This window comes from Stenotrophomonas sp. FSL W7-1447, from assembly GCF_037966425.1.
Taxonomy (GTDB): Bacteria; Pseudomonadota; Gammaproteobacteria; order Xanthomonadales; family Xanthomonadaceae; genus Stenotrophomonas; species Stenotrophomonas pavanii.
This window is the reverse complement of record NZ_CP150199.1, coordinates 4,064,209-4,087,665: the sequence shown is the minus strand read 5'-3', so window position 1 is coordinate 4,087,665 and position 23,457 is coordinate 4,064,209. Positions and strand designations below refer to the sequence as shown.

The following is a 23,457-nucleotide window of genomic DNA, read 5'->3' as shown; positions in this document are numbered from 1 at the left end:
GGGAGTTGGGAGTTGGGAGTTGGGAGCGTCCGGCGTAGCGGCCATCACCGCGACCGAGTCCATTGCAGGCAGCGCTGCGCGGCGCCCTGTGCGCAACACCTGGCGTGCCGCTGCTGTTACCGCTGCGCGCGCCGACCGCGCCCATCCACGCTGTAGCGCCCTGCACCGGTGCAGGCCAGCAGCAGGAATCCACCGGCCAGGCCCAGGTTCTTCAGGAACATGATCTGCTGGGTCGGGTCGGCGAGGTTGTGGTGGAAGATGGCGGCGGTGACCAGGCTGAAACCTGCCAGCACGATCGACACCAGCCGGGTCTGGAAGCCGAGCAGGATGCACAGGCCACTGCCGATCTCGAAGGCAATGGTCGGCCATAGCAGGATGCCGGGCACACCCATGGCTTCCATGTAGCCCTGGGTGCCACTGAGATCGCCCAGCTTGCCGAGCCCGGAGACGAGGAACAGCGCCATCAGCAGGATGCGCGCAAGCAGATAGGCAAGCGAATGCGATGCGTGGCTCACGTCGAGGTCCTCTGAGGATGGCTGGCGAAGGCGATCGGAGCCCACGTCCGGTGAAGCCTGTGTGCAGGCGGGGCCGTCGCCGTGTCTTGACAGCCACCACACCCCCGGTGGACCTTTCCTGCATGATGATCGATATCGAATCGCTCAGCCTTCGCGAGCTGGGTGCCCTGGTGGTTGCCGCCGAACAGCGGAAACAGCTTGTTTCCCGTCGCCGTCCGGCCGCTGCGGTGCGGCGGATGCTGAAGGCCGCCGCTGCCGAAGCCGGCTATACCCTGGAAGAACTGTTCGGCGCAGAGGCGGTCGACGCGCCCGCACCCGGCGCCAAGCCCGCGCGGCGCAGGACCGGCAAGGTGGCGGCCAAGTACCGCGATCCGGAGTACAAGCGGCTCACCTGGTCCGGACGTGGCCGCATGCCGCGATGGCTGGCGTCCAAGGTGCAGAAGGGTCACAAGGTCACCGACTTCCTCATTCCCGGCCTGGCCCGGCCGACGGCGCGCAAGAGCAGCCCCATCGGCAAGCGCACGGTCTTCAAGAAGGACTGAACCGCGGCATGGCAGATGATGCAGGCATGACGATCGCGCCCAGGGCCCTGTACACCGCCGCAGCCGCGGCCGTGCTGGTCAGTCTGCTCGCCTGGGCGGTGGAATGGAGCGGGATGGCCTATGTCTGCCCCTACTGCCGGGTGCAGCGCACGGTGATCGGCATTGTGGGCGTGCTGACGCTGTTCGCGCGACCGGGCGGCATCGTGGTGCCCTGGCTGTCGTACACCAGCGGCGCGTTCGCCTTCGTGGTGGCGGCGATGCAGCACTTCAACGGCTGGAAACGCATTTCCGCGGGCGACTTCCGCTTCAACGAGCAGTGGTACATCGACCCCTGGCTGCTGTCGGGCTGTGCGATGCTGATTCTGATGGCGCAGTTGATGCTGGTGCAGGCGGCGTGCCGGCGCAGGCTGCAGTGATGCCTCGACGCGGGGCGCAGCGCTAGGCGTTCTGGAACACCGCCAGCTGCGCGGCGAAGGCCCGCTGGTAGGCGGGCCGCTGCGTCGCCCGGTCCGCGTAGGCGGCCACCTGTGGGTACGGGTCGAGCAGCCCGCTGCTGTTCAGCCGCAGCAGCACCGAGACCATCATCAGGTCACCCACACTGAATTCGCCGTCCAGCCATGGGCTCCTGGCCAACCACGTCGACAGCTGCGCCAGCCGGATCCGGACCCGCTCATCGAGCATCGGCAGCCGCTGTGCGTACCACGGCTGTTCGCGCTCCAGTACCCAGGCCATGGAGCGTTCGACAATCGGCGGCTCCACCGTGTTCAGCGCGGCGAACAGCCACATGATCGCGCGCGTGCGGGCGTCGGGCTCGCGTGGCAGCAGGCCGGCGTGCCGTTCGGCCAGGTGCAGGACGATGGCGCCGGATTCGAACAGGGTCTGGCTGCCCTCCTGCCACGTCGGAATCTGCCCGAATGGATGCCTGGCCAGGTGCGCGGGCTGCTTCAGCTCAGCGAAGGTGAGCAGGTGCACGTCGTAGGGCACTTCCAGTTCCTCCAGTGCCCAGCGCACGCGCATGTCCCGGGCCAGGCCCTGGCCGCGGTCGGGGGAGTTGGCAAAGGCGGTGAGCACGGGAAGCATGGATACACCTCGGGTCGGCAAGGGAGGGGCTTTCATGATCCGACGAACGGGCGGGCCGGGAATCGACACCGGCGCTGGCGACGTGCACGTCGCCTGCACGCGTTCTGCACGGGAGCACGGGCGCGGATTCATCAAGCTGCCGGGGTCATCCGTAGCTACAGGCAGGTAGGCATGAATACTCCCGGTAAACCCAAGCCCAGTGGACGCCAGCGCAACATCCTCCTGGCGGCGCTCGCCGCCGTGCTGGTGATCGTCCTGATCATCTTGTTCATTCCCTGGTGAGGCTGCGCGGGCACGCGCCGTGAACGGCATGCCGCTCTGACGTGAAGCAGTCAGTGCGGGTTGGGTGAAGTGATCTGCGCATCAATCGCTGCTCACCCGCGAACCACACGGGCCTGTCCACAGTGACCCCACAGGCAGCGCAGTCGAGGCTGCTTTTCTCCCCCGAAACGACGAAACAGGAGCAACGCCATGAGCACCCAGTCCACCATCGAACATCGCCTCAACGACCTGATCGAAATCGCTCGTGACGGCAAGTCGTTCTACGAAGAGGCTGCTACCAAGGTGAAGGATGCCGAGCTGTCGGCGCTGTTCACCCGCATCGCCGGGGTCAAGGGCCGCATCGTCGCCGCACTGAGCGGTTCGGTTGCCGCCAGCGGTGGCAAGCCGGCCGAACACGGCACCGTGGTGGGTTCCATGCAGCAGTTCTATGGCAAGGTCCGCGCTGCCTTCGGTGACACCAACTACGGCTACGTGGCCGAGCTGGAAGAATCCGAAGACCGCCTGCTGGGCACGTTCAAGGACGTGCTGCAGGACAACGAGCTTCCGCCGGCGGTGCGCCAGGAAGTGACCCAGCTGCTGCCGGAAGTGCAGGAATGCCACAACGTGATGCGTGCTCGAAAGCACGCCATGAAGGCAGCCTGATCGTACTTAGCGGCTGTCTCCGCTGAGTCGCCGAAGCCGGGGCAGTACGCTGCTCCGGCTTTTTTTTGCGGTACGTGGCAAGAAAGTGGGGTGGCCCTCCGGCCACCCCGATCGTTCAACCAGACGCGGCGTCGGAATCAGAAGCGCACCGACCACCGTGCTTGGGCGCCGTGGTCGCGGCTTTCGCTGCCGAACTGGCCGCTGTAGCCCAGCTCCAGCTGCTGGCGCGCGGTCAGCCAGGCCGACAGGCCCAGCTCGGCGACCACCGCGTTGTCGGCGATCGGTGCACCGTTGACCGCAAACGTCGTGCTGCCGTTGGCGAAGGCCAGGTTGGCGACCTGGCTGCGATCACCGGAGGCGCGGCGATAGCCGACGCCACCGCGGAGGTGCAGCCAGCTCTCCTGCTGGAACGAAGCCTTCAGCCCCTTGTCGAAGCGCACGCCGACGGTGGCGATGGTGGTTCCGGTATCGTCCACCTTGCCCTGCAGTGCCGCTGCTCCACCGCGTTCGTTGACGCGCTTGAGATCCACTTCGACACGCGCCACCTGCAGGTACGGTTCCAGCCCGGCCTCCGGGCCACCGAAGCGGTAGCCGGCTTCGATGAAGGCCTGGCGGGTGCGGGCGTCGTAGCGCGCGCTGAGGCTGTCACTGAAACCTGCGAAGGCGACCTCGCGCGTGCTCTTCACCTCGTGCTTGCTCCACGCCACACCACCGCGCAGGCCGAAACCGCCCCAGGTGTGGCTGGCATAGGCACCGAAGTGCGTGTTGTCGATCTTCGACTTGGCGCGGCGGTCCTGCTGCTTGACGTCGGTACGGCCGGTCCCGGCCAGCACGCCAACCTGCCAGCCGGAGAACTCGCGGTCGAGGCCGACCAGCAGGCCGTTGCTGTTGGCTTCGGTGCGGGCGGTGTTGTAGTCACCGTCCAGCGTGCTGTTGCCACCGATGGCCTGCACCCACGCACCCGTCGCATCACCGGCGTCCGTACCGGGCGCGGCGACACCGGCACGGCGTGACAACGCGGCATCGCGCACGTAGCGGCTGCCCTCGACCAGGGCGATGGCCGTGGCCGGATGCAGCTCGCCGCTGAGACCGTCGAGCACGCCGCCGATCTGCTGCGGGAACAGCTGGGTCAGCGGCTTGGGCAGGCCCTGGGCGATCGGCAGCAGGTCGGCCGCCGCCGCCACGGCACGCTGGTTGGGGGTGTTGGCAGCCGTGGTCAGCGAGGCGCCACGGGCGACTTCGATACGCGTGCCATTGGCGCCGTAGGCCAGGCTGAACTGCAGGAAGGGCGAGAACGCGCTGAAGTCGGTCCTGGCGAACTGGCCGCTGATGCCACCGTCGGCACGCAGGAAGTTGAACTGTTCGCCGAGGTAGTACACGCCCGGTTCCGGCAGTGCGACCAGGGTGCCGCCGAGGGTGGCGGTGCCGGTCACGTGCAGCTGGTCACTGCGGCCACCCGGGGCCAGCTCCGCCGCATACACGCCGGTGGCGCCCTGCACGTAGTTGCCGTTGATGGTCAGCGTGCCGATCGAATTGCCCGGCGCGATGATGCCGTCGACGCGGGTGTTGCCGAGCGTGCCGACGCCCTTCAGCAGGCCGTTGGCGCCGACCGTGGTGGTGCCGCCGGTCTGCGTGCCGTTGAAGGACACCACGCCGCCGTTGACCACCAGGTTGCTGTTCTTCAGCACGCCACTGGCGCTGACCGTGCTCACGCCCCCGGTGGTGGTCAGCGCGGTGGAGACCAGGCTGCCGTTGAGCAGGAACTGGCCGCCCTGCACCTCGACCGCCGAGGTGAGCGTGTTGGTGCCGTTCAACTCCAGCGTGCCCTCGCGCAGCACCGCGCCGTTGAAGCGGTTGTTGCCGCTCAGGCGCAGCCAACCGATGCCGGACTTGGTCAGCTTGCCGGGGCCGCCGATGTCGTTGGTCCAGTTGTCCCAGGCATCGCCTTCCCAGACCTTGAGGCCACCGGCCTTCTGGTTCATCACCACGTTGGTGTCCACGCGCAGCGAGCCGTAGCCTTCGATGGCCTTGCGCAGGTCGACCATGCCCCAGCCGTAGATCGGGTCGATCCCCGGCGCGCCAAGGTCGCGCGCGGTGGTCAGCAGCACGTCGCGGACCTGGGCGTTGTCCAGGTAAGGGAAGCGCTCCATCAGCAGGCCGAGCGCGCCGGTGATGTGCGGCGCCGCCATCGACGTGCCGGTCTTCGTGCCGTAGACGTACTGGGTGTTCTCGCTGTCGATGATCAGCCGCACGTAAGCGGAGGTGTTCTCGACGCGGCCCTGGATATCGCCGGAAACGATCGTGCTGACGATGTCGGTGCCGGGTGCCGAGATGCACCAGTTGGCCGCAACGCCGCAGACGCTGGAGCTGCCATCAATGACGTAGTCGGTTTCCCCGGCGGCCGCGTTGGGCCGGCGCACGTTGGCCACTGCCAGCCAGTAGGGCTCCAGTTCGGGCTTCCAGCGCGGCATCGAGGCCGTGATACCGGCGACCGCACCACTGCCATTGCCGGCCGACCACACCTGGATGAGGGTCGAGCCCGGGGTGTCGCCGTTGCTGGCGTAGATGCTGCCATACACGCCATAGTCGGCACCGATGTTGGCGTACTGCTGGTCCAGCGCGGCGGCGGTCATGTTGCGCGTGGAAATGCCCCAGCTGTGGTTGATGGCGCGTACGCCCTGCGCCTGGATCTGCGCATACATGTCCAGGGTCGCGGCGTCATCCGGATCGGTGCGGTACAGCGCGCGCGGGCGATAGAAATTGTCGGGGTCCAGGCGCCACTCGTAGTAGGTGTCGCCGAACACGCGGGCGGCGGTGAGGTTCGCGCCGAACGCCACGCCGTGCATGCCCTTGCCATCGCGGTTGGCGCCGATGGTGCCCAGTACGTGGGTGCCATGGTCGGCATAGCTGAAGCCGTAAGGCTGGCCGGCAGCGATCAGGCGTGCTGCGAGTGCGGCCGGAACGCCCGCGCCGAGACCATAGTAGTTGTAGCCGGGTTGTTCACCGCGGGTCTGTTCGCAGGCGCCGGCACCTGCGACCACACCCGGCGTCGCACAGTTGGCGCCGATGGTGATGCTGGAGGTATTGCGTCCTGCAAACTCCGGATGCGCCAGCGCGGAGCCCGAATCGAACAGCGCCAAGCGTACGCCCTTGCCGGTCAGGCCGCGTGCATAGGCGTAATCCGCGCCCATCGCAGCCAGGCCCCAATCGGCGTTGAATTCATCGCTGCGCCAGCTGGCGGGATCGCCGGGGGTGCCGAGAACCGCGGACGGGGTGGCTGCGGTCGGCAGCGCCTGACCAACGGATGCCTCGGCGGAGGTGTTCGTCGGCTGCGCCCACGCGGCCTGCAGCTGGCGCTGCTGCTGCCAGGCATCGAGTGATTCGCTGGCCATGGCTGGCAGTGCGGTGGCCAGCAGCAGCGAGCTGGCGACGGCAAGCGCCAGCGGGCGGTGCGACAGGGAGCGGGACGAACGGCCATACAGCGGGTGATTCATCGGACAACTTCCTTGGTTGACGGACAACAAGGCCGTTAACGGCAAGGCGAGGCGACATCCCCCATTGATGTGAAGATAATTTTATGAACGTGTTAATGTTCTGTGACGGGCAGCTGCGGCGGCTCCGCCGGGCAGCGCACCGTGACTCTTTTTTTCCGAGGTGTTGGAGCCGTCCATGGAGAAAGCCGTCCGTAAACCACAGGTGGCGATATTGGGTAGCGCAGACCCTGGCAGCGACGCGTTCGAGCGTGCAGCGGAAGCAGGGCGTTTCCTGGCCATCCAGGGCATCACGGTCGTCAGTGGGTGTGGCAGTGCGGCTACGCGCGTGGCTGCCGAGCAGGCAATCGCCGCTGGTGGCCAGGTGCTCAGCGTCATTCCGGAGAGCAGCATGCCGCCGGCCGACTGGCCGGCGACGGTGGTGGTGCCCTGTGGCATGGGCGATGCGCGCAACCTGATCATGGCCCTGGCCGGCGATGCCTGCATCGTCATCGGCGGGCGCGCCGGTACGATCTCGGAGGTCTGCCTGGCGTGGCTGCACAAGCGGCCGCTGTTGCCGCTTGTCGGGGCCGGTGGCTGGTCCGACGCGCTGCCGGACAACCCGCCGGACGAGCGCGGCAATTCGCCGATCCTGCCGTGGCGCAACCTGGATGAGCTGGCCGCGCAGCTGCGTGTGCTGGGTCTGCTGCAACACTGAGTCGAGCCGCAGCCGCCTTCACCCGACGTCCTGTGTGCAGCGCTATGGTGGCCTGGCCTGGGCTCACCAGGCTTATCAAGGAGTGATGTCGATGCGTACTTTCAGGAAAGTGATCGCCGGTGCTGTGTTCGCGTTGGCCTGCAGCGGCTCGGTGGCCGTGGCCGGACCGGTCCAGCCCTGCGATCTGCCCTGCTGGAAGGCCTACCAGGCGTGTGTGGCCGGTGGGGGTAATGCCATGGAATGCCAGTACGAATACGATCGATGTGTCATGGAGCGCTGCGGCGCGGTGTAAGCCCCGCCATGATCGGCTGATGACGGGCCCCGTCCATGACGGGGCTCTTCTGTTCGTGCGCAAGGTCGGGCAGTCTCGACGCTTCCTTCCCGGTGGAGTGGAACATGGCCGTCAAGCGCGTCGTCGCCAACATCGCCACGTCTGATCCGGCGCGTGCGGCAGCGTTCTACAGCGAACTGCTGGACATGCCAGTGGTGATGGACCATGGCTGGATCGTCACCCACGGCGGGCAGGGCAGTGCCCCCGCCCAGATCAGCTTCGCCAGCGAAGGCGGCTCCGGCACACCGGTGCCGGACCTGTCGATCGAAGTGGACGACCTGCAGGAGGTACTGGAGCGCGTGCGCGCGACCGGGGTGGCGGTGGAGTATGGCCCCGTCGACGAGCCCTGGGGCGTGCGCCGCTTCTTCGTCCGCGACCCGTTCGGTCGGTTGCTGAACATCCTCGCCCACGCCTGAGCGACGGCGAGCGCTTCAGCGACGGGTGCCGCCACGCTTCGGGGCCGGCGACACGCCGACCATGCGCAGGCAATCGGCCACCACCGCCGCAATGAACACCTCTGCGTCCTGCGACGGCACAGCGATCAGGTCGTCGGTGGCGCCGTGCACGCCGGCATAGATCAGCGAGGCGGTGACCTGCGGTGCCGGCAGCTGCCACAGACCCGCCTGTACACCGGCTTCGAGGATGCCAAGCAGCTGCTGCTGGATCGCGTTGCGCTCGGCATTGCCGCGCTGGTGGTGGTGATGGTTGGGGTACACGACGTCGTGCAGTGCGTGCGTGCGCACATAGATCTCGATGTTGGCGCGGATCCAGGCGCGCAGCCGGGCCACGCCATCATGGGCTGGATGCTGCTGCACGGCCTGGTCGACCTCGGCCATGAACCGCTGTGTGTAGCGCTGCGCCAGCGCCTGCAGGATCTCGGTGCGCGAGGCGAAGTAGGTATAGAACGTGCCCTTGGCCACGTCGGCGGCGGCCACGATGTCACTGATGGTGGTCGCTTCCACGCCCTGTGACAGGAACAGGGCCTGCGCGGCGTCCATCAGCTCTTCCTGGCGAGTTTCAGCGGGTTTGGTGCGCGGCCTGGCGACTGCGGGAATCGGCATGGGGCGGGGTCCGGGGGCGACGGTCGCCATTCTAGCCTTCCTCCGGCAATGACTGACCGTCGGTCATTGACTGACGGTCAGTCATCAAACTACGATGCGCGCACGCTCTCTCCCGGCATCCGCACATGCAACGCTTCCGACGGCCGGCCCTGGTGCTGGCGGCCTACCTGGGCACCTTCCTCGCCTCGCTGGACATCAGCATCGTCAACGTCGCGCTGCCGACGCTGCAGCAGGCACTGCACACCGACATGGCCGGGCTGCAGTGGGTGATCAACGCCTATGCCATCGCCCTGTCCGCAGTGATGCTGTCGGCGGGGCCGCTGGGTGACCGCTATGGCCACCGCCGCATGTGGCTGCTCAGCGTGGCGACCTTCACCGTGGGCTCGCTGCTGTGTGCCTGCGCAGGCAGTCTTTCCGCACTGGTGGCGGGGCGGGTGGTGCAGGGTGTGGCCGGCGCCCTGCTGATCCCGAGTGCGATGCCGATCCTCAGCCATGCGTTTCCCGAAGCGCGTGCGCGTGCGCGCGTGATCGGGGGCTGGTCGGCGTTCAGTGCGCTGGCGCTGGTGCTGGGGCCGCTGCTGGGAGGCGAACTGGTCCAGCGCGTCGGCTGGCCTGGCATCTTCCTGATCAATCTGCCGCTGGGCCTGCTTGCACTCGCGCTGGGGGCCTGGGGCATTCCAGAGCGACGGCATCCGCAGCACGCCGCGCTGGATCCGGCCGGGCAACTGCTGAGCATCGTCGCGCTGGCTGCACTGAGCTATGGCCTGATCGCCATCGGCGAGCACGGCCTGCTGGCACCTGCAACCCTGCTGGCGCTCGGCATCGCGGCTGCGGGCCTGGCACTGTTTGGCCGGGTCGAGCGCCGGGTGGCGCGGCCGCTGCTGCCGCTGGACCTGTTGGCGATACCGGGTTTTGGCGTGCTCAACCTGGCCTCGTTCGTGCTCGGATTCACCGCCTATGCCAGCCTGTTCTTCCTGTCGCTGTTCCTCCAGCAGGCGCAGGGACACGGGGCCGCGCAGGCCGGTGCGCAGCTGGTACCGCAGTTCGTCCTGATGGCGGTGGTGTCGCTGCTGTTCGGCCGTCTGGCGGCGTGGATCGGGCTGCGTACCGCACTGGTGGCGGGCTATGCACTGACCGGCATGGCGTTGTGTGCGATTGCCACGTTCGGGCCGACCACAGCGCACGGCCAGGCCAGCGCCCTGCTGATGCTGCTCGGCACTGGCATGGGGCTGGCGGTACCGGCGACCGGCATGGCGGTGATGTCATGCGTACCGGTCGAACGTGCCGGCATTGCGTCGGCCACGATGAACGCGCTGCGCCAGGCCGGCATGAGCCTGGGTATCGCGCTGCTGGGCAGCCTGATGGGCCTGCGCGCCGTGCAGCCTGCGATGGCTGCGCAGGCCCGCGCACTCATCCTGCACCCGGCGTTGCCGCTGCCAGGATCGCAGGCCCAGGCGTGGTACCGCAGCGCGATGGCCAGCGGTTTCGACTGGGCAATGACGGTCGCCGGCGTGCTGGCCCTGCTGGCGGCGTTTGCACTCTACCGGCACCGCAAGCCGGGCTGAACCGACGGGCTCAACCCTGCTGACGCTGCGGCGTCGAGGTCGCTGGCGCGGGTTCGGCCGCCTGCTGCTGTTGCCGCCGTGCATTGGCATGGCGCGCGTGCCCGCCTTCGCGGCCGATCGCGGCCATGTGCTGGCGGTTGCGGCTGATTGCCTCGCCACCTTTGCGGCCCGCTTCGCGCGCCTCCGCCGGGCTGAATTCATGTGCGTTGCCGGAGGCGTGGGCGGCGCGTCCCCCCTTGGCGGCGATCGCGCGCTGCTTGTCCTGGTCCATCGAGGCGAAGCCACGGTGGGAGGTGCCGTGACGCTGGTCAGCCATGTGAATTCTCCCGGTGCATGGAAAGGAAGCTCATCCTTGCCGCTACGTGGCTAAGGCAGTGTCCGCACCGGTGGCCTTGCCTTCACGCTGCGTCGCGCGCGCGTTCACGGCCGCGCTACATGGCGGCGCGGAAGCGCCGGCTTGCTAGGATGGAGCCCGCACGCCGGATGGATGCCCGGCCAGGAAGGGACACCATGAACCGATTCGGATGGCTCGCCCTGTTGGCCTGCGCTGCGTCGGCGCACGCGGACAACGCACTGCTGAGCGGCAGTTTCGTCCACTTCGGCTATTCGGCCAGCGATGAGCAACTGCCGGTGGCACAGCTGCCGATGTTCCTCGACGAGCTGCAGGATCTGGGCAATGACACGCTCATCATCGGCCAGACCCGCGCCACCCGGGCTGGCGTGGGCTGTGCCGGCAGTACGCAGGATTTCGAATGGATCGCCGGCTTCCCGGCCAAGCTGGGCACGGTACTGGACGCCGCCGCAGCGCGTGGGATGAAAGTCGTGGTCGGCACCACCTACAGTTCGGGCCAGTGTGCGACGTTCTGGCAGGGATCGAATGCCGCGGCGGTGGCGCAGGATGCCGCGCAGTCGATGGCGCAGCTGGCCCAGCAGTACGCGGCGCATCCGGCATTCGCCGGCTGGTACATCACCGATGAGCCCGCGCAGGTGCCAGCCGAGCGCGCGTCCTTCTACCGCGCGATCGTCTCCGCACTGAAAGCGGCGACGCCCTCCCGGCCGGTGATGGTGGCGCCCTACCTGGCATCCTCCAGCGTCGATCCGGCCAGTGTCGCCAGCGCTGCGCTGCGCTTCCGTGCGGCCACGGGCGTCGACGTGCAGATCTGGCAGGACGGCATCGGCGCGGCGCCGTACGCGAAACTGTTCCAGTGGGATCGACCCGGCTACAGCACCGAGCAGTACTACCAGGCCTTGTCGGCGCAGCTGGGGGCCAGTGGCCTGTGGGCCGACATCGAACTGTTCAACCATGGCAGCCCGCTGTTCCTGGACACCGGCAACGGCCTGTCCGGTGCCTACCGGCCGGCGTCGGTGCAGCGCATCAACCAGCAGTTGTGGAGTGCGCGCTCGGCTGGCAAGCGCGTTGCCTGGCTCAACCAGTACCACCTGTCCGAAGTGGTCGGCCCCGGCCAGGGCTACGGCGAGGCGCCGCGGATGATGAACACCTATCGCGGCCTGTATGGCCTGGGTGCGTCGTACATCGTCGATCCGCTGCAGACCACCTACCACTACAGCGTGGCGCCTGCGGCCAGCTATCCCGACCGCAGCGGCCATGAGCTGTTCGACCGCCGTGTGGGCGACCCGCGCAATCCGATGGACGCGGGCTGGGTCGGCCTGCACGGCAACCTCAGCATCACCCTCGACCTCGGCCAGCGCCGGCGGGTGGACTGGATCGGCCTGCACACCATGACGCGCCCGGCCTGGGGCATCGTCACGCCGACATCGGTGGAGGTGATGTGCGCCGAGCCGGGAACTGCCGCCGTTTCGATCGGCGCGCTGTCGGCACCCTTCACCCAGGCCGGCGTGATGGGTTCGACCGAAGAGGAGTATGTACTCGGCAATGCAGTGCCGCTGGCCGCGCTATGCCGCACGCTGGAGCTGCGCGTGACCAACGGCAGCTGGACCTTCGTCAGCGAAATCGAGATGGCCGCCGAGCAGTAGCGCCTCAGCGCCGGCGCGCGTCCTGCAGGCGCTGGGTGAAGGGGCGCTGTTCGAGCGCGGCAAGCGCTTCGCGCAGCACCTGCTCCAGCGACTGCCCCAGATCGGCATCGAGGCTGCGCGCCGCACGCGCGGTGGCCTGCCATTGCGCCTGCAGCGCAGGCAGCGCCCGCTGCGCGCGCAGGCTCAGCTGCAGGATGCGTTCGCGCCCATCCTCGCCGTTGGCGGCGTGCAGCCAACCGTCGCGCACCATCGCCGCCACCGTCTGGCTGAGCGCCGAATGGCTGAGCCCGCAGGCCAGTGCCAGGTCCTTGATCCGGCAGGGGCCCTGTGCCATCAGCGTGCGCAGTACCGGCGTGTAGCGGGGGCGGTAGTCCAGCTGCAGGTTCCGGTAGGCCTGTTCCACCGCAGGGTCCAGCTGGTCGAGCAGGGCGCGCAGCAGGGTGCCCAGCGTGGCGTGTTGGAGATCCATGACCGGGATGATATATAAGCACTTACATATCTTCAATGCGGGGTGGGGCATGGCGTTCTCCTGGATGCTCGGTGCGCTGCTGGGCGCGGCCTGCCCGGCGCAGGACGCGGTGCTGCAGGCGGCGGCCAGCGCCGTGCAGGCGCAGTACCTGGACGAGGCGGAGGGCGCCCGTATCGCCGATGCCCTGCGCACCTGGGCGGCGCAGCAGCGCTATGCGGGCAGCTGTGCCGATCCTGTGGCCTTCAGTGCACGCCTGAACCAGGACCTGGACCGCTTCGACGGCCACTTCCACGTTGAACGCGTGGACGCGGCGGCCGGCCAGGACGACTGGCTGATGGCCTGGCGCGCCGATGCCCGCGTCGATGGTGCCGGCGTGCGCGAGGTCCGGGTGTTGGAGGGCAACGTCGGCTACCTGCGGCTGAGCACCTTCTATCCGCTGGATCTGGCCCGGCCGAAGCTCGCGGCGGCCTTCACACTGCTGGCCGACACCGATGGGCTGGTGCTGGACCTGCGCCAGAACGGGGGCGGCGACGACGGCAGCGCGGACCTGCTGGTACGCACGTTGCTGGACACGAAGATCGACGCGGTGCAGCAGCTGGACCGGCGCGGCCGGCGCACGCCGGTACCGCTGCCTCCGGCGAGCCTGCCCGCGTACCTGAAACCGCTGGTGGTGCTGATCGACCGCCGCACCGGCTCGGCGGCCGAGTTCGTTGCCTATTCACTGCAGGCGTTGGGCCGTGCCCGCATCGTCGGCACGCGCAGCGGCGGTGCCGCGCATATGTTTGGTGATCCTGTGCTGCTGCCCGATGGCTATCAGATCAGCATTCCCGACCGGCAACCGATCAACCTGCGCACCGGCGGCAACTGGGAACGAACCGGCGTAAGGCCCGATATTGCTGGTGGCGACGACCCGCTGTTCATCGCACGGCAACTGCTGGCGCCGGCAAAGTCGTCACGATGAACGCAGCATTGCGTGGCCATGCTCTCGCAGACGCGCGGATGCGTGCCTAGAATCGAAGCATCCCGGTAGTTCCCGGGCGCTTCGAGTGAATGGACTCAATGAAGATTCTGTTGACCGGCAGTTCCGGGCGCATCGGGCGCGCGATCTTCGGTGCGCTGGCGGCCAACCACGAGGTGGTGGGCCTGGACCGCAGCCCGTTCGCGACCACGCGCATCGTTGCCGACGTCACCGATCGCCAGGCCGTCGCGCGTGCGGTTCGCGGCGTGGACGCGGTCATCCATACTGCGGCCCTGCATGCCCCGCATGTCAGCCTGGTGCCGGATACGGTGTTCCAGCAGATCAATGTGGAGGCCACCGCACACCTGCTGCAGGCGGCGCGCGATGCCGGTGCACGGCGCTTCGTGCTGACCAGCACCACCGCCCTGTACGGCCACGCGGTGGTGGCCGGCGGCTGCCGTTGGATCGACGAAGACACCGAACCGCTGCCGCGCACGATCTACCACCGCACCAAGCTGCAGGCCGAGACCCTGGCCGAAGCCGCTGCCGCGCCGGGCTTCAGCGTTCGCGTGCTGCGCATGGGCCGCTGTTTCCCCGAGCCGCCCGAGCGCATGGCAATGTTCCGCCTGCATCGCGGCATCGACGCGCGCGATGTGGCAAGCGCACATGCCGCGCTGCTGCTTGACCACGACGGCACCGGGTTCGCACGCTACCTCGCCTGTGCGCCGACGCCGTTCCGCCGCGAGGACTGCCTGGAGCTGGCCACCCATCCGCGCAGCGTGCTGGCCCGCCGCGCACCGCAGCTGCTGGCCGAGTTCGAGCGCCGTGGCTGGCCATTGCCATTGAGCATCGACCGCGTCTACGACAGTGCCCGCCTGCGCAGCGTGCTGGGCTGGCAGCCGAGCTTCGGGCCGGACGAGGTGCTGCAGCAGTACGCCGTCGGCAGCATCGAGGTACTGCCGCGCGCGCAGTGGCTCAAGGACCGCGTGGCCGAATGAGGGCTTCGGCAGGGACGGGCCGCTGACCGACCCTGAGCAGATTCAGGAATATCCAGGCGGGTTGCCTCAACCTCGTTGGCGGGCGGCCGCTAACCCGGTGCGCTTCCAGCGCCGGGGCCCCCCGGCGGCCGGTGGCCTGCGCGACGGATCGCGCGCCTGCGCGGTGCCCTCGGGGTGCCGGTCGTCCTGAACTGCCTTGTGGACCCTCCCATGCCTTCTTCCCGCTCCGCCGCTGCCCGCCGCCCGGGCAGCATCGCCCACAAGCTGATGCTGGGCACCGCCGCCATCGCACTGCTGTGCTTCGGCCTGACCGCGTTCCTGATCTATCGCCAGGCCAGCACCAGCCTGATCAATGCCTCGCGGCAGACCATGACCAGCGAGGCGACCGCCGAAGCGCGCCAGGTGGCGGCCGATCTGGGCACCGCCTTCGCCAGCAACGATGCCATGGTTGAAAGCGTGCTGGCCCAGCGCGCCCGTGGTGACGTGCCCGACCGCGCCAGCCTGGCGGCGGTGCTCGGCGAGCAGCTGCGCAGCCATCCCGAATGGCTGGGCAAGAGCACCATGTGGGAGGCCGATGCCTTCGACGGCAAGGATGCCGAGTTCGTCAACACCGAGGCGCACGATGCCACCGGTCGCTACATGAGCTACTGGGCCTGGCAGGAGGGCAAGCCGCAGCAGTCGGTGATGACCGATTACACCGAGACCGCCAGCGGATCGGGTGACTGGTACATGGGGCCCAGCCGCGACAAGCTGCCGAAAGTCAGCGAGCCGTATGCCTATGACATCGCCGGGCAGCAGGTGCTGATGAGCACGCTGAGCACGCCGATCATCGAGAACGGCAGGTTCCTGGGTGTGTTCACCGTCGACTTCTCGCTGGCAGCGTTGCAGAAGCACCTGGCCACGCTGAAGCCGATGGGGGCCGGTCGTGTCGAACTGCTCTCGCCCAAGGGCGTGGTGCTGGCCTCGGCCAATGCCACCGAGATCGGCAAGCCGCGCAGTGATGCATTGACCCGCAGCATGCTGGCCGAGATTGCCGCCGACCGCCCGTTCGAGGCCTTCAGCCCCGATGCGGCCGGCAACGTGCGCGTGTATGTGCCGCTGCGCGTGGGCGACGCCCCGCAGCGCTTCGCGCTGGGCGTGGTGGTGCCGCACGCGGTGATCGTGGCAGAAGCGCGCCAGCTGCTGTGGCTGACCCTGCTGGTCGGCGTGGTCGCCGCGCTGAGCCTCAGCGCCGGCGTGTATGTGCTGCTGCGCCGCCTGGCGATCCGTCCGCTGGCTGAAGCCGTGCGCGTGGCCGGTGACGTCGCGGCCGGCAAGCTGGACAGCGCGCTGCCGGCGCGCAGCAATGACGAAGTGGGGCGGCTGCTGGACGCGATGCAGGGCATGCGCGGCCAGCTGCAGTCGGTGATGGCTGCGCAGGCCGAAATGGCGCGCCGCCACGATGCCGGTGAACTCAGCTACCGCATGGATGCGGCAGCGTTCCCGGGCGAATATGGCCGCATGGTGGCCGACAGCAACCAGCTGGTGGCCTCCAGCAACGCCGTCACCCAGCGCCTGGTGGAGGTCATGCAGCGTTATGCCGTGGGCGACCTCAGTGTGGACATGGAAGCGCTGCCGGGCGAGAAGGCGGTGTTCACCGCCGCAATGGCAACCACCAAGCACAACCTGGCCGCGATCAACGAGCAGATCCAGCAGCTGGCCGCTGCGGCGGCCGCCGGTGATTTCGCGGTGCGCGGTGATGCGCTGCGCTTCGACCATGACTTCCGCCGCATGGTCGAAACCCTGAACACCATGATGCAGGTGAGCGACCACAACCTGGCTGCGCTGTCCACGCTGCTGCGCGCGATCGCCGCCGGTGACCTCAGCACCCGCATGCAGGGGGACTTCCACGGGGTATTTGCGGTGATGCGCGACGATGCCAACAGCACCGTGCAGCAGCTGACCCAGATTGTCGGCCAGATCCAGCAGTCGGCGGCCAGCATCCGCCTGGCCGCCGGTGAGATCGCGGCCGGCAACAGCGACCTGTCGCGCCGCACCGAACAGCAGGCGGCCAACCTGGAGGAAACGGCTGCGTCGATGGAAGAGCTGACCTCGACCGTGCGCCAGAATGCCGAGCATGCGTTGCAGGCCAACACCCTCGCCGGTTCCGCGGCGGACGTGGCCAGCGAAGGCGGGCAGGTGGTCAGCCAGGTGGTGCACACCATGGAACAGATCGAAGCGTCCTCGCAGCGCATTGCCGAAATCATCTCGGTGATCGATGGCATTGCATTCCAGACCAACATCCTGGCGCTGAACGCAGCAGTGGAAGCGGCGCGCGCCGGTGAGCAGGGCCGTGGCTTCGCCGTGGTTGCCAGTGAAGTGCGCGCGCTGGCGCAGCGCTCGGCAGGTGCCGCGAAGGAGATCAAGGCGCTGATCGACGCCTCGGTGGCCCAGGTCGGTGCCGGCGCGCAGCTGGTACACGGCGCGGGGCGCACCATGCAGGACATCGTCGGCCAGGTCGGTCGGGTCAACGAGATCATGGCCGAGATCTCGGCCGCCTCGCGCGAGCAGTCGGCCGGCATCGAGCAGGTCAACCAGACCGTGGTGCAGATGGACGAAACCACCCAGCAGAACGCTGCGCTGGTGGAGGAAGCCAGTGCCGCCGCGCGTGCGATGGAGGAGCAGGCAGAGCAGCTGGCGGTGGCGGTGTCGCGCTTCCGGCTGCAGGCCGAGCCGGCGGTCGTGGCACGCCGCGCGGCCTGATCGCAGAAATGAAGACGCCCGGCGGGGGCCGGGCGTCGGTTGCATCCTTGCCGCGCATCCCTGCGCCGGTCTGATGGCTTAGAACATTCCTTCAAACGGGTTCCAGCTGGCGCGACCCTCCACCTTCTCCAGGTAATAGCTGTAGTTGGTGCTGGAGGCGACCAGCAGATTCATCGCGATGAACAGCATGCGCCCGACGACGTCGGGAAGGAACATGCTGATGATGGCCAGCGCGATGTTGATGCCGATGACCACCAGCGCCTTGCGCCACATGCCCAGGATCAACAGGTAGATCGCACCGAAAAACAACGCGAAGAAGTTCAGGTTGATCTTCAGGCGGTCACCGAACGACAGCGCCTTCCAGGCCTGTTTGAAACCGGGATTCTTGGGGGCGCCATGCTGGCGGAAGAAGTTGAAGCGGAACTGCCACTTCGGGCTGAACTGGGACAGGTCAGTGGTATTCATTTTGGGGAAACATCCCTGTGAGAAAACGTTTTCATGATAAGGCAAGTCCTATTCAGGATCCAAGGGCTGCCGTCAAAAATGTGACGCGCGCCATGTTCCACGTCGTGCGGCCGGGTGCCGCACCGTCACCCGCCTGCCTCGTTTTTGAGTTAGGGTGCGCAGTTCCGCTGCCGCCCCGGTTGGACCCGTGCGGCGGCGGGATGTCCATGGAGGTTGCATGACCACACCTGCTACACCGGAAAACGCACCGGGACCGGTGCTCCTGCCGACACCTGAAGTGGTGCAGGCACAACAACTGCTCGCACGCCAGCAACTGGCGGTGGCGATGGACCGTGCACGCACGGCCGCCACGCGCGACGCGGCACCGGCCGCGCTGGAAAGCGAGTAACCCGCAACACCGTCGATCGCGCTGGCAGGTCGCCAGCGCGATCACGGCGCGCGCCGCCGGTCAGAACCGTGCGGTCATGCTGAGGAAGTAGCTGCGCCCGGCGACGAAGTAGTCGGTGGAGCCCTCTGCATACAGCTTCTTGTCCGCCAGGTTGCTGACGCCACCGCGCAGGGTCAGCACCTCGTTGACGTTCCATGCCGCGGTCAGGTCATACAGGGTGTAGGCCTTGAGGAAGGTCGTGGCGGTGCCGACCTGCCTGCCGGTGTACTGCGCCGACAGGCTGCTGGAGAACACCGTGCCGGGCGTCCAGTCCAGCGACGAATAGCCGGAGAATTCCGGCGTATCGATCAGGTCGCGGCCGGTGGTCAGGTTCCTGGCTTCCTTCATCCAGGTCGCCGACGTGCGCCAGCGCCACTGCTCGCCGAAGCGGACGTTGAAATTGCCTTCCATGCCACTGGTGCGCGCGCGCTGCACGTTGCTCATGCGCGTCCACCAGAGGCCGTTGAACAGGCCCAGGGGCGCGTACTCGATCTTGTTGCGGAAGTCGGTATGGAAATAGGTCACCCCGGCATCGATCAGGTCATTGTCGAAGCTGATGCCGATCTCGCGGTTGGTGCTGGTTTCCGGATCCAGGTCCGGGTTGCCGGCCATGTAACAGCCACCGCGGGTATAGCCCAGCGGGATCAGCGAGGTGCAGCCGCGGCCGCCGGACTGGGTAGCCGCGCTGGCTGAGTTCTCGGTCAGGCTGGGCGCGCGGAAGCCCTTGGAGACACCACCGCGGATCGTCCACTGTTCGGCCGGGTGCCAGACCAGGTAGGCACGCGGGCTGACGTGGCCGCCGAACTGCGGGTGATGGTCCAGGCGCGCGCCCACGGTCAGGGCGAGGGTGCGGTGCAGCTTCAGTTCGTCCTCGACGAACAGCGCCCAGGTATCCACGTCCAGATTGGAGCCGCTCACCGCGTTGCCGGCGTAGTCGATCGGCGCGCGGCCGATGGTGTCGGTGTTGGTCAGCTGCTGGCGCTTCCACTGCCCACCCGCCGCGAACTGATGTTCAACGCCCAGGGTGAATGGCGTGGTCAGGCTGCCTTCGATGATCGTATCGGTGGCCTCGGAACGGCCGGTGGCACCAATGTCGTTCGTGTATTCGGTCCAGTACGCGCTGAGCCTGGAGGTGCCGAAGCGCCACCTGCCATCGTGGTTGAGCGCCAGCGAGCTGCGCTTGAGCTCACTGGCACCCCAGGCGCCTTCGTCCTGCTTTTCCAGCGACGCATCGATGAAGGCCTGCTGCACGCCATGGCCCGCCTCCAGCGACAGCGCCTGTGCGTCGCTGAGCGTCCACTGCAGCAGGGCATCGACATTGCGGTCCTTCTCGCCGGCGTAGGCGTTGCCATAGACGCCGCCGTTGGACTGGTCCGACTCACGGCGCATGCTGTTGGCACCGATGCGCAGGCCGAAGCGCTCGCCCAGCGGGCCGGAGAAGGTCGCGCCGATCTGCTGGGTATCGCCGCGCTTGCTGTCACCGGGGCGGGTAAGGCTGTGGGTGGCGCTGCCAGTCCAGGCGTCGCCGATGCGCCGGGTGATGATGTTGATCACCCCGCCCATGGCGTCGGAGCCGTACAGCGAGGACATCGGTCCACGTACCACTTCGATGCGCTCGATCTGCTCGGGCGCGATCCAGTTCAGGTCCTGGCGGCCGAGATCGGGGCGGTAGTGGGTCGAGGCCGAGCTGCCCATGCGCTTGCCGTCCACCAGCACCAGCGTGTAGTTGGACGGCATGCCGCGCAGCTTGATCTTGGACTGCTCGCCGACTGCACTGAGGCCACCGGTCACCCCCGGAACACGGCTGAGCAGGGTGGCCAGGTCGGGCACCGGCTGGCGCTCGATGTCCTCGCGGCTGATCACGCTGATGCTGGCCGGGGCATCCTTGATCCACTGCTGGCTGCCGGAGGCGGTGACCACCACGGCGTCCAGGTCCTGGGGGGAGGCATCGGTGCTGGCCTCGGCGGCGGCCAGGACGGGCAGGGCCAGCAGGCAGGCGGTGGCCAGGGCGCTGGCCAGGCGGGTGCGCGGCAGGCGCGCGCGGGGGGAACGGGACGGCAGGGACATGACGGCTTCCATGGGAGGTAGGGTGACCCGGTGGAAGCAGCAGGCGCAGGCAGACAGCAGGCAGCTACCCTTCCGTGGGTCGTCGGGCGCGCGGTGCGGACCGGCGCAGCTGGGTGGGTCGCGGCCGTGCGGAAGACGGTGACCTGCCTGATTTTTGAATGATACCCGTTCTCATTTGTTACGATCCAGTGCCGGCGCGGATGGAGTGACATCTGGCCGTCCCGCGACGTGATCGCCTGCTATTAGCTGAATGGGGAGAAATCCCGGCGTAGGCCTTCGCACCCGGCTTACATTTGGCGCCCTAGACTGGGCCGCATTTTCGATTCCGCCCCGTTGGAGATCGTGTGGGTTCCGGTAGTGACAGACATCGACTGTGCGGCCCCGGGCCGACACAGCCAGGACAAGTGCGGGCGCCGGGAAAGCGCGCCGGGAACCTTGGTGCATGCAGCCCGGCCGGGACGGCCGGCCGTGCCGACGGCGCGGAGTAGGTGTCGATGGGGGTGCAGACCATCCAGGCGGAAGCAGAATCGCCCCGGCGTGATGCCGGTTGGGCGCTGCTGCCCGCGGAATCGCCATTGCCGATGCCCGAGCAGACCCTGCACCAAGGCGCACTGAAGGTCCGGCGGCACCGCACCTCGCCACGCCTGATCGGCCTGCGTCGGTTGTACATCTTCGGTGGCACGCTCGGGATGACCGCCGTGGCCACGCGGATGATGTGGCGGGTGCTGTCGGCCAATGGCATCAGCGTGCTCGAAGCCTGCCTGCTGGTGCTGTTCGTCGGCCTGTTCGCCTGGATCGCGCTGTCCTTTGCCAGCGCGCTGGCCGGCTTCCTGACCGCGGTGTTCGACCGCGGCTATCGCCTCGGCATCGACCCGGACAAACCGTTGCCGGCCGTGCACAGCCGTACCGCATTGTTGATGCCGACGTACAACGAAGATCCGCGCCGCCTGTTGGCCGGCCTGCAGGCGATCTATGAGTCGGTGGCGGCCACCGGCCAGCTCGACCGCTTCGATTTCTTCGTGCTCAGCGATACCCGCCGCGACGACATCGCCGCTGCCGAGGAACAGGTGTTCGCCGAACTGCGCGACCGGGTGCCGGACGGCCAGGCCCGCCTGTTCTACCGCCGCCGCGGTGACAACACCGGGCGCAAGGCCGGCAACATCGCCGACTGGGTGCGTCGCTTCGGCGGCGCCTACCCGCAGATGCTGATCCTGGATGCCGACAGCCTGATGACCGGCGACAGCATCGTGCGCCTGGTGGCCGGCATGGAGCACAACGCCGACGTCGGCCTGATCCAGACCCTGCCGTCGGTGATCGGTGGCCGCACCCTGTTCGCGCGCATGCAGCAGTTCGGCGGGCGCGTGTATGGCCCGGTGATCGCCCGTGGCGTGGCGTGGTGGCATGGCGCCGAAAGCAATTACTGGGGCCACAACGCGATCATCCGCACCCGCGCCTTCGCCGACCACGCCGGCCTGCCGGCGCTGCCAGGACGCAAGCCATTCGGCGGCCATGTGCTCAGCCACGACTTCGTCGAAGCGGCACTGATGCGCCGTGGCGGCTGGGCCGCGCACATGGTGCCCTACCTTGGTGGCAGCTACGAGGAAGGCCCGCCGACGCTGACCGACCTGCTGGTGCGCGACCGCCGCTGGTGCCAGGGCAACCTGCAGCACGGCAAGGTGGTCGGCAGCCGCGGCCTGCACTGGATCAGCCGCACGCACATGCTGATCGGCATCGGCCACTATTTCACCGCACCGATGTGGGCGATGCTGATGCTGATCGGCATCGCCATCCCGCTGTTCCAGGAGGGCATCGACTTCAATGCCCTGCTGCACCTGTCGCCCAGCGTGTACTGGCGCGCGCAGGACGAAGAACAGGTGGTGCGGCTGTTTGCCGCCACCATGGCAGTGCTGCTGCTGCCCAAGGTCCTGGGCTACCTGGCGATGCTGCTGGACCCGGTCGACCGCCGGGGCTGTGGCGGCGCGATCCGCGCCTTCGTGTCGATGCTGGTGGAAACCGTGCTGGCCGCGCTGATGGCGCCGGTGGTGATGTACGTGCAGTCGCGCGGCGTGGCCGAGGTGCTGTCCGGCCGCGACTCGGGCTGGGACGCGCAGCAGCGCGACGACGGCGGCATCTCGTGGATGGCGCTGATCCGCGGCTATGGCGGCCTGGGTGCGTTCGGCGCCTTCATGGGCGTGCTGGCCTGGGCCGTGTCGCCGTCGCTGGCGGCGTGGATGGCGCCGGTGGTGATCGGCATGGTGTTGGCCATTCCGGTGGTGGCGCTGACCTCCTCGCGGGGGCCGGGCGCCTTCCTGCATCGCCTGGGCCTGCTGGACATTCCCGAAGAGAACATCCCGCCACCGGTACTGGTCCGCGCCGCCCAGCTGCGGCGGGAAGCGGCCGAGCACCCGCCGCTGTACTGATTGCCCCACGCCAGCGGCATAATGCGGCTCGAACTTGACGGAGCCGCATCATGCTGCAAACGGTGGAACAGGAAACCGGCGCCTCGCCGCAGTGGTCGGTGATCTGGCTGCACGGCCTCGGCGCCGATGGCCACGATTTCGCGCCGATCGTGCCGGAACTGGTGCGGCCGCACTGGCCGGCGCTGCGCTTCGTGTTCCCGCACGCACCGGTGCGGCCGATCACGATCAACAACGGCGTGCCGATGCGCGGCTGGTACGACATCGTCGGCATGGACTTCCGGTCGCGTGCCGACATGGCCGGCGTCCAGGAATCGGTAGTGCAGCTGGACGCGCTGATCGCGCGCGAGATCGAGCGTGGCATCGCGGCGGAGAAGATCTTCCTGGCCGGCTTCTCGCAGGGCGGGGCGATCATCCTGACCGCCGCGCTGGCGCGCACCGCGCCACTGGCCGGCCTGATCGCCCTGTCCACCTATCTGCCCGAGGCCGACAGTGCCCGTCGCGCTGAAGGTGCCGTGCAGGTGCCGGTGTTCATGGCCCATGGCAGTGGCGACCCGGTGATCCCGCAGGCCGTCGCCGCGCACAGCGCACAGGCGCTGCGCACGCTGGGCCTGGACGTGGCGTGGCACAGCTACCCGATGGCCCACCAGGTCTGTGCCGAAGAAATCCAGGCGCTGGGTGACTGGCTGCAGGAACGGCTGGGCGTTGCCTGA

At 68.1% G+C, this 23,457-nt stretch carries 22 protein-coding genes; 14 read left to right on the top strand and 8 right to left on the bottom strand.

Annotated features, from left to right (window positions below; all coding sequences use genetic code 11):
* Positions 1–116 precede the first annotated feature (116 nt).
* Entirely contained in the window at positions 117–515 is a 399-nt protein-coding gene (locus NSQ78_RS18965; protein WP_049471003.1) for a DoxX family protein, read from the bottom strand.
* A gap of 122 nt (positions 516–637) precedes the next feature.
* Between NSQ78_RS18965 and NSQ78_RS18960 the strand changes: the two genes are divergently transcribed.
* Positions 638–1,057, top strand: a complete 420-nt coding sequence (locus NSQ78_RS18960; protein WP_064239261.1) for an H-NS histone family protein — start codon at positions 638–640, stop codon at positions 1,055–1,057.
* Positions 1,058–1,065: 8 nt separating this feature from the next.
* A complete protein-coding gene (locus NSQ78_RS18955; protein WP_049471007.1) occupies positions 1,066–1,473 on the top strand; it encodes a hypothetical protein in 408 nt (135 codons plus the stop codon).
* 22 nt (positions 1,474–1,495) lie between these two features.
* Here NSQ78_RS18955 and NSQ78_RS18950 read toward each other — a convergent pair whose 3' ends face one another.
* Positions 1,496–2,137 carry a glutathione S-transferase family protein gene (locus NSQ78_RS18950; protein ID WP_064239260.1) on the bottom strand — a complete coding sequence of 214 codons (642 nt, stop codon included), beginning with the start codon at positions 2,135–2,137 and terminating at the stop codon, positions 1,496–1,498.
* A 471-nt stretch (positions 2,138–2,608) separates the two neighbouring features.
* Between NSQ78_RS18950 and NSQ78_RS18945 the strand changes: the two genes are divergently transcribed.
* A complete protein-coding gene (locus tag NSQ78_RS18945; protein ID WP_064239259.1) occupies positions 2,609–3,061 on the top strand; it encodes a PA2169 family four-helix-bundle protein in 453 nt (150 codons plus the stop codon).
* A gap of 137 nt (positions 3,062–3,198) precedes the next feature.
* Here the strand turns inward: NSQ78_RS18945 and NSQ78_RS18940 are convergent, their stop codons facing one another.
* A complete protein-coding gene (locus NSQ78_RS18940) occupies positions 3,199–6,555 on the bottom strand; it encodes an autotransporter serine protease (protein WP_064239258.1) in 3,357 nt (1,118 codons plus the stop codon).
* A gap of 175 nt (positions 6,556–6,730) precedes the next feature.
* Here NSQ78_RS18940 and NSQ78_RS18935 point away from each other — a divergent pair, with 175 nt between their 5' ends.
* The 3 genes from NSQ78_RS18935 (at position 6,731) to NSQ78_RS18925 (ending at position 7,996) form a co-directional block, all read left to right on the top strand.
* A complete protein-coding gene (locus tag NSQ78_RS18935; RefSeq protein ID WP_049471014.1) occupies positions 6,731–7,249 on the top strand; it encodes a Rossmann fold nucleotide-binding protein in 519 nt (172 codons plus the stop codon).
* Between the two features lie 91 nt (positions 7,250–7,340).
* Complete coding sequence (locus NSQ78_RS18930) at positions 7,341–7,541, top strand: hypothetical protein (protein ID WP_064239257.1); 201 nt, start codon at positions 7,341–7,343, stop codon at positions 7,539–7,541.
* A gap of 104 nt (positions 7,542–7,645) precedes the next feature.
* On the top strand, positions 7,646–7,996 hold the full coding sequence (locus tag NSQ78_RS18925) for a VOC family protein (RefSeq protein WP_064239256.1): 351 nt from the start codon (positions 7,646–7,648) through the stop codon (positions 7,994–7,996).
* A gap of 15 nt (positions 7,997–8,011) precedes the next feature.
* On the opposite strand, the gene NSQ78_RS18920 is transcribed toward NSQ78_RS18925, so the two are convergent.
* On the bottom strand, positions 8,012–8,641 hold the full coding sequence (locus NSQ78_RS18920; protein ID WP_064239255.1) for a TetR/AcrR family transcriptional regulator: 630 nt from the start codon (positions 8,639–8,641) through the stop codon (positions 8,012–8,014).
* A gap of 125 nt (positions 8,642–8,766) precedes the next feature.
* Between NSQ78_RS18920 and NSQ78_RS18915 the strand changes: the two genes are divergently transcribed.
* A complete protein-coding gene (locus NSQ78_RS18915) occupies positions 8,767–10,206 on the top strand; it encodes an MFS transporter (protein ID WP_064239254.1) in 1,440 nt (479 codons plus the stop codon).
* Positions 10,207–10,216: 10 nt separating this feature from the next.
* On the opposite strand, the gene NSQ78_RS18910 is transcribed toward NSQ78_RS18915, so the two are convergent.
* The gene (locus NSQ78_RS18910; protein ID WP_049471020.1) at positions 10,217–10,522 is read right to left on the bottom strand and encodes a KGG domain-containing protein; all 306 of its coding nucleotides are present in this window, start codon (positions 10,520–10,522) and stop codon (positions 10,217–10,219) included.
* A gap of 194 nt (positions 10,523–10,716) precedes the next feature.
* Between NSQ78_RS18910 and NSQ78_RS18905 the strand changes: the two genes are divergently transcribed.
* Complete coding sequence (locus NSQ78_RS18905) at positions 10,717–12,201, top strand: DUF4434 domain-containing protein (RefSeq protein WP_064239253.1); 1,485 nt, start codon at positions 10,717–10,719, stop codon at positions 12,199–12,201.
* A 4-nt stretch (positions 12,202–12,205) separates the two neighbouring features.
* On the opposite strand, the gene NSQ78_RS18900 is transcribed toward NSQ78_RS18905, so the two are convergent.
* Entirely contained in the window at positions 12,206–12,670 is a 465-nt protein-coding gene (locus tag NSQ78_RS18900; protein ID WP_339207161.1) for a MarR family transcriptional regulator, read from the bottom strand.
* Positions 12,671–12,719: 49 nt separating this feature from the next.
* Here NSQ78_RS18900 and NSQ78_RS18895 point away from each other — a divergent pair, with 49 nt between their 5' ends.
* The 3 genes from NSQ78_RS18895 to NSQ78_RS18885 all read left to right on the top strand — a co-directional run bounded on the left by NSQ78_RS18895 (position 12,720) and on the right by NSQ78_RS18885 (position 17,368).
* Positions 12,720–13,631, top strand: coding sequence for a S41 family peptidase (locus NSQ78_RS18895; RefSeq protein WP_064239251.1), 912 nt, complete (start codon positions 12,720–12,722; stop codon positions 13,629–13,631).
* A gap of 98 nt (positions 13,632–13,729) precedes the next feature.
* Positions 13,730–14,626 carry an NAD(P)-dependent oxidoreductase gene (locus tag NSQ78_RS18890; protein ID WP_064239250.1) on the top strand — a complete coding sequence of 299 codons (897 nt, stop codon included), beginning with the start codon at positions 13,730–13,732 and terminating at the stop codon, positions 14,624–14,626.
* Between the two features lie 210 nt (positions 14,627–14,836).
* On the top strand, positions 14,837–17,368 hold the full coding sequence (locus NSQ78_RS18885) for a methyl-accepting chemotaxis protein (RefSeq protein WP_064239249.1): 2,532 nt from the start codon (positions 14,837–14,839) through the stop codon (positions 17,366–17,368).
* 78 nt (positions 17,369–17,446) lie between these two features.
* On the opposite strand, the gene NSQ78_RS18880 is transcribed toward NSQ78_RS18885, so the two are convergent.
* Positions 17,447–17,833 (bottom strand): DUF2628 domain-containing protein, encoded by a 387-nt coding sequence (locus tag NSQ78_RS18880; RefSeq protein ID WP_046432666.1) that lies wholly within the window; start codon positions 17,831–17,833, stop codon positions 17,447–17,449.
* A gap of 217 nt (positions 17,834–18,050) precedes the next feature.
* Here NSQ78_RS18880 and NSQ78_RS18875 point away from each other — a divergent pair, with 217 nt between their 5' ends.
* Entirely contained in the window at positions 18,051–18,221 is a 171-nt protein-coding gene (locus tag NSQ78_RS18875; protein WP_005419553.1) for a hypothetical protein, read from the top strand.
* Positions 18,222–18,281: 60 nt separating this feature from the next.
* On the opposite strand, the gene NSQ78_RS18870 is transcribed toward NSQ78_RS18875, so the two are convergent.
* Positions 18,282–20,327 carry a TonB-dependent receptor gene (locus NSQ78_RS18870; protein ID WP_064239248.1) on the bottom strand — a complete coding sequence of 682 codons (2,046 nt, stop codon included), beginning with the start codon at positions 20,325–20,327 and terminating at the stop codon, positions 18,282–18,284.
* A 494-nt stretch (positions 20,328–20,821) separates the two neighbouring features.
* Between NSQ78_RS18870 and mdoH the strand changes: the two genes are divergently transcribed.
* Both mdoH and NSQ78_RS18860 read left to right on the top strand, forming a co-directional pair.
* A complete protein-coding gene (gene mdoH, locus NSQ78_RS18865) occupies positions 20,822–22,747 on the top strand; it encodes a glucans biosynthesis glucosyltransferase MdoH (RefSeq protein WP_064239247.1) in 1,926 nt (641 codons plus the stop codon).
* Between the two features lie 50 nt (positions 22,748–22,797).
* Complete coding sequence (locus tag NSQ78_RS18860) at positions 22,798–23,457, top strand: alpha/beta hydrolase (RefSeq protein WP_080473157.1); 660 nt, start codon at positions 22,798–22,800, stop codon at positions 23,455–23,457.

Coding starts and splice junctions, on each gene's coding strand:
- NSQ78_RS18960 (WP_064239261.1), top strand. CDS start 638: ATGATGATCGATATCGAATCGCTCAGCCTTCGCGAGCTGGGTGCCCTG.
- NSQ78_RS18955 (WP_049471007.1), top strand. CDS start 1,066: ATGGCAGATGATGCAGGCATGACGATCGCGCCCAGGGCCCTGTACACC.
- NSQ78_RS18950 (WP_064239260.1), bottom strand. CDS start 2,137: ATGCTTCCCGTGCTCACCGCCTTTGCCAACTCCCCCGACCGCGGCCAG.
- NSQ78_RS18945 (WP_064239259.1), top strand. CDS start 2,609: ATGAGCACCCAGTCCACCATCGAACATCGCCTCAACGACCTGATCGAA.
- NSQ78_RS18940 (WP_064239258.1), bottom strand. CDS start 6,555: ATGAATCACCCGCTGTATGGCCGTTCGTCCCGCTCCCTGTCGCACCGC.
- NSQ78_RS18935 (WP_049471014.1), top strand. CDS start 6,731: ATGGAGAAAGCCGTCCGTAAACCACAGGTGGCGATATTGGGTAGCGCA.
- NSQ78_RS18930 (WP_064239257.1), top strand. CDS start 7,341: ATGCGTACTTTCAGGAAAGTGATCGCCGGTGCTGTGTTCGCGTTGGCC.
- NSQ78_RS18925 (WP_064239256.1), top strand. CDS start 7,646: ATGGCCGTCAAGCGCGTCGTCGCCAACATCGCCACGTCTGATCCGGCG.
- NSQ78_RS18920 (WP_064239255.1), bottom strand. CDS start 8,641: ATGCCGATTCCCGCAGTCGCCAGGCCGCGCACCAAACCCGCTGAAACT.
- NSQ78_RS18915 (WP_064239254.1), top strand. CDS start 8,767: ATGCAACGCTTCCGACGGCCGGCCCTGGTGCTGGCGGCCTACCTGGGC.
- NSQ78_RS18910 (WP_049471020.1), bottom strand. CDS start 10,522: ATGGCTGACCAGCGTCACGGCACCTCCCACCGTGGCTTCGCCTCGATG.
- NSQ78_RS18905 (WP_064239253.1), top strand. CDS start 10,717: ATGAACCGATTCGGATGGCTCGCCCTGTTGGCCTGCGCTGCGTCGGCG.
- NSQ78_RS18900 (WP_339207161.1), bottom strand. CDS start 12,670: ATGGATCTCCAACACGCCACGCTGGGCACCCTGCTGCGCGCCCTGCTC.
- NSQ78_RS18895 (WP_064239251.1), top strand. CDS start 12,720: ATGGCGTTCTCCTGGATGCTCGGTGCGCTGCTGGGCGCGGCCTGCCCG.
- NSQ78_RS18890 (WP_064239250.1), top strand. CDS start 13,730: ATGAAGATTCTGTTGACCGGCAGTTCCGGGCGCATCGGGCGCGCGATC.
- NSQ78_RS18885 (WP_064239249.1), top strand. CDS start 14,837: ATGCCTTCTTCCCGCTCCGCCGCTGCCCGCCGCCCGGGCAGCATCGCC.
- NSQ78_RS18880 (WP_046432666.1), bottom strand. CDS start 17,833: ATGAATACCACTGACCTGTCCCAGTTCAGCCCGAAGTGGCAGTTCCGC.
- NSQ78_RS18875 (WP_005419553.1), top strand. CDS start 18,051: ATGACCACACCTGCTACACCGGAAAACGCACCGGGACCGGTGCTCCTG.
- NSQ78_RS18870 (WP_064239248.1), bottom strand. CDS start 20,327: ATGTCCCTGCCGTCCCGTTCCCCCCGCGCGCGCCTGCCGCGCACCCGC.
- mdoH (WP_064239247.1), top strand. CDS start 20,822: ATGGGGGTGCAGACCATCCAGGCGGAAGCAGAATCGCCCCGGCGTGAT.
- NSQ78_RS18860 (WP_080473157.1), top strand. CDS start 22,798: ATGCTGCAAACGGTGGAACAGGAAACCGGCGCCTCGCCGCAGTGGTCG.